This is a genomic window from Gammaproteobacteria bacterium (genome assembly GCA_021647245.1).
GTDB lineage: Bacteria > Pseudomonadota > Gammaproteobacteria > RBG-16-57-12 > RBG-16-57-12 > JAFLJP01.
The window spans coordinates 49,172-57,555 of the sequence record JAKIVC010000019.1 but is presented as its reverse complement, the minus strand read 5'-3'; the positions used below and the strand labels follow the sequence as shown (position 1 = coordinate 57,555).

The following is an 8,384-nucleotide window of genomic DNA, read 5'->3' as shown; positions in this document are numbered from 1 at the left end:
ACATCGCCGGGGCAGCAAGGTCGTGAACCGCCGCATACTTGGCGATACTTTTTCCCGATGCTGCGCAGGCCCGCAGGTGATCAAGCCAGTAACGCTGGCGCTCTGTCAGTGCTGTCGTGCCTGCTTCATTCATTTCTATGCTCCGTGGTGATTGAGTATCACAGGGTGGAGGGAAATGGCTCAGGTTGGTAGGGTGGGGTTGATTTGGCGCTTACGAAAGAACAACGAGGGCGTTATTCTGCTTCTTTAGCTTGAGGGTGGGTGATAATCCACCACCCTCAGGCCAATAAGTGATCACTTTTTGGGGGGGGTGATTTGCGGTATTCTTACTTGCAGGATTTAGGTATGAAGATTATTTTGCTGCGGACACCGCCCAAAAACTGTCACTTATTCTGGCAGCGGAAGATCATGTTTTAGGGCTGGAAGAGGGTAAAAAACGTTTTATTAATGAGGTAACGGCACTTTCAAAAGCATTTGCCATTGCCATACCGCATGAACAGGCGATGGATGTTAAAGATGAAGTTGCCTTTTTTCAGGCGGTAAAAGATCGATTGGTTAAGTTTGATGCGACAGGCTTGGGGCAAAGTGATGAAGAGATTGAAACGACCATCAGACAAGTGATTGATCAAGCGTTGGTTTCTGAACAAGTGATTGATGTGTTTGATGCCGCAGGCATTAAGAAGCCCGATATTTCCATTCTTTCTGAAGAGTTTTTGCTGGAACTCAAAGGCATGGAGCATAAGAATGTTGCTTTGGAGGTGTTGAAAAAACTGCTTAATGATGAGTTAACATCCCGTTCCAGAAAGAACTTGGTCAAAAGTAAATCACTGATGGAAATGCTGGAAAATTCGATTCAAAAATATCACAGCAAAGTCTTAACCGCCGCAGAGGTGATGGATGAATTGATTCAATTGAGTCAAGAGATTGTCAGCATGGACAATGAGGCAAGTGAGCTGGGGTTAACCGATTTTGAATACGCTTTTTATACTGCCGTTGCGGATAATAAAAGTGCTAAAGAGCTGATGCAGCATGATAAATTGCGAGAACTCGCTGTGGTTTTAACGGAGCGTGTTAAGCAAAATACTTCCATTGACTGGACAATCAAAGAGAGTGTACGAGCTAAACTTAAAGTGATTATCAAGCGTACACTCAGGCAATATGGCTACCCACCCGATATGCAAAAGCTGGCTACAGAAACGGTGCTGAAACAAGCTGAACTGATTGCAAATGAGTTCACAGCTGTGGCATAGAAGAAAAAAGGGGGTCGGCCGACGCTGATTGCCATAGGGAGCCAAGTGAAGCAGTAAAGATCAAATGGATTCCGGGAGGGTGAGCACCTATTCTGGAAAAAGTAGAAAAGTGTTCACCTTGAACAAAAATGGGTGTTCATGATGAGCCGGAATATGCACGGACCTATCAACTCCAGGTTTCGTGCTAAAAGTGCTTAAGTTAGCACTCTTCTGGCCAGCCTCATTTCTTATAGGCAATAAGAGTAGGCGTCGATAGCGAGCCCCTACAGCCGTTTAATAATACTAAAGGCACCGCGAATATCACCTGCTTCAAAGCCTCGTGCTTGATCATTGGGGTAGGCTTTGTCCAGTGCTACTTTCAGCTCGGGGCTTATGTTCTTGCCGTGGCAGAGGGTGCAGGGTTTTTGGGCTGTTGGAATCGCTTTCATGTAGCGGAATACTTGTTTACCCTCCATGACCATCCGCTCGTGGTGATCGATTTTGCGTACATCTTCACCGCCCGCTTTTCTTGCTTCAAAGCTCTCAAGTATTTTACGCTCCCAGGCATCTGGGGCGTTGTCTGGGTTACGCAGCTTTAGGCTGGTACGGCGAATCTCTACTCCACGGGCATTGGACTGTTCAGCTGTTATGACGGGAGATACATTTTTACACACTTCAACCGCCTTGAGTGGCCCACCACTCTTCATTGCCGCCTGTAGGTTGCCCTTCAGCTCTCCGGCAAAGGCTTTAATCGCTGCGCGGCTCTCTTTTACCAATGGATCACTGGCACTCACCAGCATCGGTGCACCCATGAGCAGTAAAAAAAGGATCTGGTTTTTCATTTTTGGACTCCGTTTTTTAATCTACGTTATATTTATTAGTAAATGCTAATTTAGCATTTAGCTTAAAGAGTAGCGCAGAAGATGGCAATGCGACAATTTGTCGCAGGCTATTTTTTTATGGTGGAGTATTTTGCCAAGCTATGGCGATAGCTTGGCATAAGGGAGGGGGTTATTGCTGAAAGGCTAAGCTGGGCTCTGAGAAAGCGATGGGGGAGTCTTTCTTATCGTCAAAGGTTACTGTTTCCCAGCTGGATTCATTTTCCAGCAGTGTCAGCAGTAGTTTGTTATTGAGGGCATGGCCTGATTTGTATCCTGAAAATGAACCAATCAAGCTGTGCCCAAGCAGGTATAGATCACCGATGGCATCGAGCATTTTATGCTTTACAAACTCATCTTCGTAGCGCAAGCCATCTTCATTTAATACTCGATAATCATCCACAACAATCGCATTATCCATGCTGCCGCCCAGCGCTAGCTGGTTTTGACGCAACAGTTCGATTTCGCGCATAAAGCCGAAGGTGCGTGCCCGACTCACTTCTTTCACGAATGAGGTGGTGGAGAAATCGATAGTGGCCTCTTGGCACGCTTGAAAAGCGGGGTGTTTGAAGTCGATTTTAAAATTAATTTTAAAGCCGTTGTAGGGCTCAAAACGCGCCCATTTATCACCCTCTTCGACTTGAACGGGCTGCGTGATCCGAATAAATTTCTTGGCCGCATCCTGCTCTGCTACACCCGCAGATTGCAATAGAAAAACAAATGGCCCGGCACTGCCATCCATAATCGGCACTTCTGAAGCACTCAATTCGATATAGATGTTATCGATACCAAGCCCTGCTAAGGCCGACAGGAGGTGCTCCACGGTCGAGACTCTTACATCACCCTTGACCAGCGTTGATGATAGCCGGGTATCGCCCACGTTATCGGCACGCGCCTGTATTTCAACCGGTTCGTCCAGGTCGACACGGCGAAAAACGATGCCGCAATCTACAGGAGCAGGTTTGAGGGTCAAGTAGACCTTCTTTCCTGTGTGCAGCCCAACACCCGTTGCTCGGATGGTATTTTTTAGTGTTCGTTGTCTAATCATTATTCGCGCAGTGTATGGAAGTTATCTTTATCGAACTGCGAACCATACCACAATTTTATCATTCTTGCCTATTCCTCCAGCCGATATACCAAGCTCTTTTTGTTGATTTTGCGAGCAATTACACCCTCATCCATGCCCGGCGCACGCGGCACCGGGGCAGGACATTTGTGTAATAGGGCACCGCTGATACCTCCCTTAATTAATCCGCTTGACGGCGTAAAAAAGCGGGAATATCAAGGTAGTCCATATCGTCACCCACCGCCTTATTGCGCAGCTCATAACGCTCAGATGCGATCTGATTTTTTCGATTAACCGCAGGGCGATCCAAGTCACTGTAGTTAATTTTTACATCTGCTTTACGCTCAGTAACAGGCTCAGCAACGGGAACCGGGGCAACAATACGAACACCAGGGGCCTTCTCTTCTCCACGTCCAAGGCCGGTAGCCACTACGGTAACGCGCATTTCATTGCTTAATTCAGGATCGATTACCGTCCCTACCACTACCGTGGCACAATCAGAGGCGAACTGCTTGACGGTATTACCCACCTCTTCAAACTCACCAATCGACATATCAAAGCCTGCGGTAATATTTACCAAAATGCCCCGCGCCCCTGAAAGGTCCACATCTTCCAGTAATGGACTGGAGATGGCTTTTTCAGCCGCAACTTGCGCCCGATCTTCACCACTGGCACTGCCGGTGCCCATCACCGCCATGCCCATTTCTGACATCACGGTGCGTACATCAGCAAAATCCACATTGATCAAACCCTGACGGGTGATCAGCTCTGAGATCCCTTGTACTGCACCAAAAAGTACATCATTTGCTGCTTTGAATGCATCCAGCAGGGTGGTGGTTTTACCCAATACTGAGAGCAGCTTTTCATTGGGAATTGTAATCAGTGAGTCAACATTTTCACTCAACTCTTTAATCCCAAGTTCGGCCACTGCCATGCGTTTTTTTCCTTCAAACGGAAAGGGCTTAGTGACAACCGCCACGGTCAAAATATCCAGCTCTCTGGCAATCTGGGCCACAACCGGGGCAGCGCCCGTACCAGTACCACCGCCCATCCCTGCAGTGATGAAGATCATGTCGGCATCACCAATCACTTCCGCTATCCGCTCGCGATCATCCAATGCTGCCTGGCGGCCTATATCGGGGTTAGCGCCCGCGCCCAACCCTTTAGTGGTGTCACCACCCAGTTGTAAAACTGTCTTTGCAGATGAGTTTCGCAACGCTTGAGCATCGGTATTTGCACAGATAAAGTCTACCCCATCAAGGGTTTGCACCACCATGTGCTCCACGGCGTTGCCACCGCCACCACCGACACCAATAACCTTAATAACGGCATCTGATTCTACTGTATCCAATAATTCAAACATTTCTATACCTCCTAATTTCCCTTACACCCAGAAAAACTACAAATTCCCCTGAAACCAACTTTTCATTTTGTCCCACAACCCTTTCACGCCCGAATCGGCGTTCAACTTGCGCTCTCCCGCCCCCAAGTGGCAATGATGAAAGCCATACTGCAACAAGCCCACACCCGTGGCATGAATCGGATTGCTTACTACATCAACCAAACCGCTTACATTTTTAGGAATACCGATCCGCACCGGCATATGAAAAACCTCTTCCGCCAACTCGATCAAACCTTCAACCTTTGAGCTACCACCGGTCAAAACCACTCCACCTGCCACCAGTTCTTCATAGCCACTGCGTTGTAACTCCGCCTGAATAAGGCCCAACAGCTCTTCATAGCGGGGTTCAATCACCTCGGCCAAGGTGTGTCGCGAGAGGCGGCGCGGCGGGCGATCTCCAATACTCGGCACCTCTATCGTCTCATCTGCACTGGCGAGCTGCGTCAATGAGCAGCCATATTTAATTTTTATCTCTTCTGCGTGGTGTGTCGGGGTACGCAGTGCCACTGCAATATCATTGGTCACCTGGTCACCCGCAATGGGGATCACCGCAGTATGTCTAATCGCCCCTTCTGTGAAGATGGCAATATCTGCGGTGCCGCCGCCAATATCCACAAGACAGACACCCAGCTCTTTCTCATCTTCACTCAACACTGCGTAACTCGAGGCAAACTGTTCAAGGATGACATCATTAACCTCAAGGCCACATCGGCGTACACACTTGATAATATTTTGCGCCGCGCTAACAGCCCCTGTCACCACATGCACCTTGGCTTCCAGGCGCACACCGGACATGCCTACCGGTTCGCGAATCCCCTCTTGATTGTCAATAATGAACTCCTGGGGCAATACATGGAGAATTTTTTGGTCCGCTGGAATAGCGACCGCACGAGCCGCATCCATCACACGATCCACATCAAAATGGGTCACTTCACCGTCACAGATTGCCACAATGCCGTGGGAGTTAAGGCTGCGAATATGGCTGCCCGCAATCCCCGCATAGACCGCATGAATATGGCACCCTGACATCAACTCAGCCTCCTCAACCGCACGCTTAATGGAGTGCACAGTGGACTCGATGTTAACCACCACTCCTTTCTTAAGTCCCCTGGATGGATGAGAACCTAAGCCGATAATTTCTATCTCATTCTCCTGTGTGATTTCACACACCACGGCAACCACTTTCGAGGTGCCGATATCCAGCCCGACAATTAAGTTTTTTTCTCCCTGCTTTGCCATCAAATAAGCCTCTTACCCAACCTTGTTTTCTTTCCAGCTAATGGAAAACCCGTTGCTGTATCTCAAATCCACCCGGCTGATTCGTTTTGATTTTTCAGCCAGCTCATTGCGATAAACATTAATAAAACGTTCTATCCGTTGATCTTGTGGCTCGCGCCCCAGAATCAGTTCAATTTCATTATCCAATTCAACAACCCAAGCGTGTCGCTTACTCACCCGGATGGCGACAATCGAAAGGCCCACCTCGCTTAATATCCGTTGATAGCGCTGGTAGTGCTTTGCCATTTCGCGGCTCAACCCATCGACCCCTTCAAACCGTGGCACTTTGGCATCCACCTCAATGGTCGCGGGATAAAACAGTTCACCCTGCAGATTCACTAGTGCATCATCATGCCAGCGGGCCAATAGTGGCTGCTCTTCCACCTCCAGAGCCAGGGTGTCAGGCCATTGGCGGCGCACCGTAACGCGGCTAACCCAAGGCATCGCCTCTACGGCATCCCGCACCTGCTGAACATCCATACGAATAATCCCATCCTGAAGCAGTGGCTTGACCACATCTCGAAGTTCAGCACCACTCACCTCATGCAATACCCCTGTCACCGAAATCTGCTTCACTGGCAGCCACGCGGCGCTCTGCAACCAGAGCCAATATGCACCCCCGAACAGCCCCAGCAGCAGCGCACCTTTTAAGCTTACCCAAACCAGCTGGGGAAAGAGGCGCTCTCGCCATGTCAATGCTATAGCCGGAGTCGCCTTCGCCGTCATTTTTCACACCTTCAGGCTCTGCGCTAAAATACGCAGCACCAGCTCATCAAATTCAATACCCGCCGCCTTAGCCGCCATGGGCACCAGACTGTGATCTGTCATTCCCGGCACACTGTTAAACTCCAGCAACCAAAAATCACCTCGCTCATCGGTGAGCACATCAACCCGCCCCCACCCTTCGGCATTGAGCGCTTTGAATGCACGCAGCGCCAGCGCTTGCAGTGCTGCCACCCGCTCATCACTCAAGCCACAGGGGCAGAGGTAGCGGGTGGAATTCTCCTGGTACTTCGCCGCAAAGTCATAAAACTCGCGGGGAGTCTCCACCTTTATAGGTGGCAGTGCCTCACCCTCCAAGATAGCGATGGTAAACTCACCCCCACTGACCCACGGCTCGGCAATGATGCAGTCATCATACTGTTTAGCCCGTTGCCAGGCGGGTAACAGCTGCTCCGCCGCTATCACCTTACTCATGCCGACACTTGACCCCTCATGGCTTGGCTTCACCACCAGCGGCAGCTGGAGCAGCTCAATAGCCGTAGCTAGATCAGCCTCTTCCCGCAGCTCGACCATGGCCGGTGTGGGTAGGCCGAGTGCCTGCCACAACTGCTTACAGCGCATCTTGTCCATACTAAGCGCTGAGGAGAGCACCCCACTCCCGGTATAGGGAATATCCAGCAGCTGTAACGCGCCCTGAATGACACCATCCTCACCACCGCGGCCATGCAGCATGTTGAAGGCACGATCAAATTGACCCTTAGCCAGCACTTCGAGAATATCTCCACCCACATCAACACCATAAGCATCAACACCCGAACGCTGTAACGAGGCCAACACCGCAGCACCACTTTTAAGTGATATTTCTCGCTCCGCCGACAGCCCGCCCATCATAACCGCCACTTTGCCAAATGCCTGATTTGATCCCGTGATACTCATTGCTCAACTCCAAGCAGGTGTACCTCTTTTTTCAACTCAACACCTTGTTGTTGTTTTACTGTTTGCATCACTTCATTAATAAGCTGCTCAATATCCGCTGCGGTGGCATCGCCACTATTCACAATAAAGTTGGCATGTTTTTCCGATACAACAGCCCCTCCAATTGCTCGCCCCTTCAAACCGCACGCTTCAATCAGTCGAGCGGCGTAATCCGCTTGTGGGTTACGAAATACCGAGCCTGCATTTGCCAACTGGGTGGGCTGCGTCACACTACGGCGCGCCAGTAACTGACGAATATCATTCATCGTTTCGTTGCCATCACCCTCGCGCAGCGACAACCAAGCGGCGACGAACCACTCATCATTTTCAGGGGCAACCACCGTGCGATAACCTACTTTATACTCCGCCGCATCACGGATCTGACACTTGCCATCTCGCCGCATCACCTCCACTCGATCAACTAGCCGCCAGGTTTCGCCACCGAAAGCACCCGCATTCATTGCCAGCGCCCCGCCCATTGCACCCGGAATGCCACTCAGAAACTCGGCCCCCACCAGCCCCTGCTTGGCACAGAAGCGAGCAACCTTTGCACAGGCAACACCCGCCTCTACTTTTACAGCACTGCCCGCAAGTTGAGTGATCTCATTCAGCCCGCCAAAATAAGCAATCACGGTGCCGCGAAGGCCACCATCGCGCACCAGCACATTACTGCCTAGGCCAAGCCAAAACAGTGGCTCATCGGCGGGCAGCTGGCTCAAAAAAACAGCCAAATCATCAATACCCGCCGGTTTGTAATAACAGTCAGCCGGGCCACCTACACGCCAGGTAGTGTGTGCGGACATCGGCTCGTTAAACTTCAACTCACCTCGCAA

General features: G+C 50.3%; 7 protein-coding genes and 1 pseudogene. 1 reads left to right on the top strand and 7 read right to left on the bottom strand.

The genetic code is table 11. From position 1 onward, the window contains the following. Positions 1-335: 335 nt before the first annotated feature. Positions 336-1,250, top strand: a pseudogene (locus L3J94_07080) (DUF3387 domain-containing protein). A 263-nt stretch (positions 1,251-1,513) separates the two neighbouring features. On the opposite strand, the gene L3J94_07075 reads toward L3J94_07080, so the two are convergent. The 7 genes from L3J94_07075 to murB form a co-directional block, all read right to left on the bottom strand. Then, a complete protein-coding gene (locus tag L3J94_07075; GenBank protein ID MCF6218505.1) occupies positions 1,514-2,071 on the bottom strand; it encodes a DUF3365 domain-containing protein in 558 nt (185 codons plus the stop codon). Between the two features lie 169 nt (positions 2,072-2,240). Further along, positions 2,241-3,155, bottom strand: a complete 915-nt coding sequence (lpxC, locus tag L3J94_07070) for a UDP-3-O-acyl-N-acetylglucosamine deacetylase (GenBank protein ID MCF6218504.1) — start codon at positions 3,153-3,155, stop codon at positions 2,241-2,243. Between the two features lie 199 nt (positions 3,156-3,354). After that, positions 3,355-4,536, bottom strand: coding sequence for a cell division protein FtsZ (gene ftsZ, locus L3J94_07065; GenBank protein MCF6218503.1), 1,182 nt, complete (start codon positions 4,534-4,536; stop codon positions 3,355-3,357). A gap of 36 nt (positions 4,537-4,572) precedes the next feature. Continuing rightward, positions 4,573-5,814: a cell division protein FtsA gene (ftsA, locus tag L3J94_07060; GenBank protein ID MCF6218502.1), complete on the bottom strand. Its 1,242-nt coding sequence runs from the start codon at positions 5,812-5,814 to the stop codon at positions 4,573-4,575. 12 nt (positions 5,815-5,826) lie between these two features. Continuing rightward, a complete protein-coding gene (locus L3J94_07055) occupies positions 5,827-6,579 on the bottom strand; it encodes an FtsQ-type POTRA domain-containing protein (GenBank protein MCF6218501.1) in 753 nt (250 codons plus the stop codon). Between the two features lie 3 nt (positions 6,580-6,582). Continuing rightward, the gene (locus tag L3J94_07050; protein MCF6218500.1) at positions 6,583-7,512 is read right to left on the bottom strand and encodes a D-alanine--D-alanine ligase; all 930 of its coding nucleotides are present in this window, start codon (positions 7,510-7,512) and stop codon (positions 6,583-6,585) included. Further along, positions 7,509-8,354 (bottom strand): UDP-N-acetylmuramate dehydrogenase, encoded by an 846-nt coding sequence (gene murB / locus L3J94_07045; protein MCF6218499.1) that lies wholly within the window; start codon positions 8,352-8,354, stop codon positions 7,509-7,511. The genes L3J94_07050 and murB overlap by 4 nt, the downstream gene beginning before the upstream one ends. Positions 8,355-8,384: the final 30 nt, after the last annotated feature.

Bases quoted from the DNA above. Each gene is read 5' to 3' on its own strand.
- L3J94_07075 (MCF6218505.1), bottom strand. From the start codon at position 2,071: ATGAAAAACCAGATCCTTTTTTTACTGCTCATGGGTGCACCGATGCTG.
- lpxC (MCF6218504.1), bottom strand. From the start codon at position 3,155: ATGATTAGACAACGAACACTAAAAAATACCATCCGAGCAACGGGTGTT.
- ftsZ (MCF6218503.1), bottom strand. From the start codon at position 4,536: ATGTTTGAATTATTGGATACAGTAGAATCAGATGCCGTTATTAAGGTT.
- ftsA (MCF6218502.1), bottom strand. From the start codon at position 5,814: ATGGCAAAGCAGGGAGAAAAAAACTTAATTGTCGGGCTGGATATCGGC.
- L3J94_07055 (MCF6218501.1), bottom strand. From the start codon at position 6,579: ATGACGGCGAAGGCGACTCCGGCTATAGCATTGACATGGCGAGAGCGC.
- L3J94_07050 (MCF6218500.1), bottom strand. From the start codon at position 7,512: ATGAGTATCACGGGATCAAATCAGGCATTTGGCAAAGTGGCGGTTATG.
- murB (MCF6218499.1), bottom strand. From the start codon at position 8,354: ATGTCCGCACACACTACCTGGCGTGTAGGTGGCCCGGCTGACTGTTAT.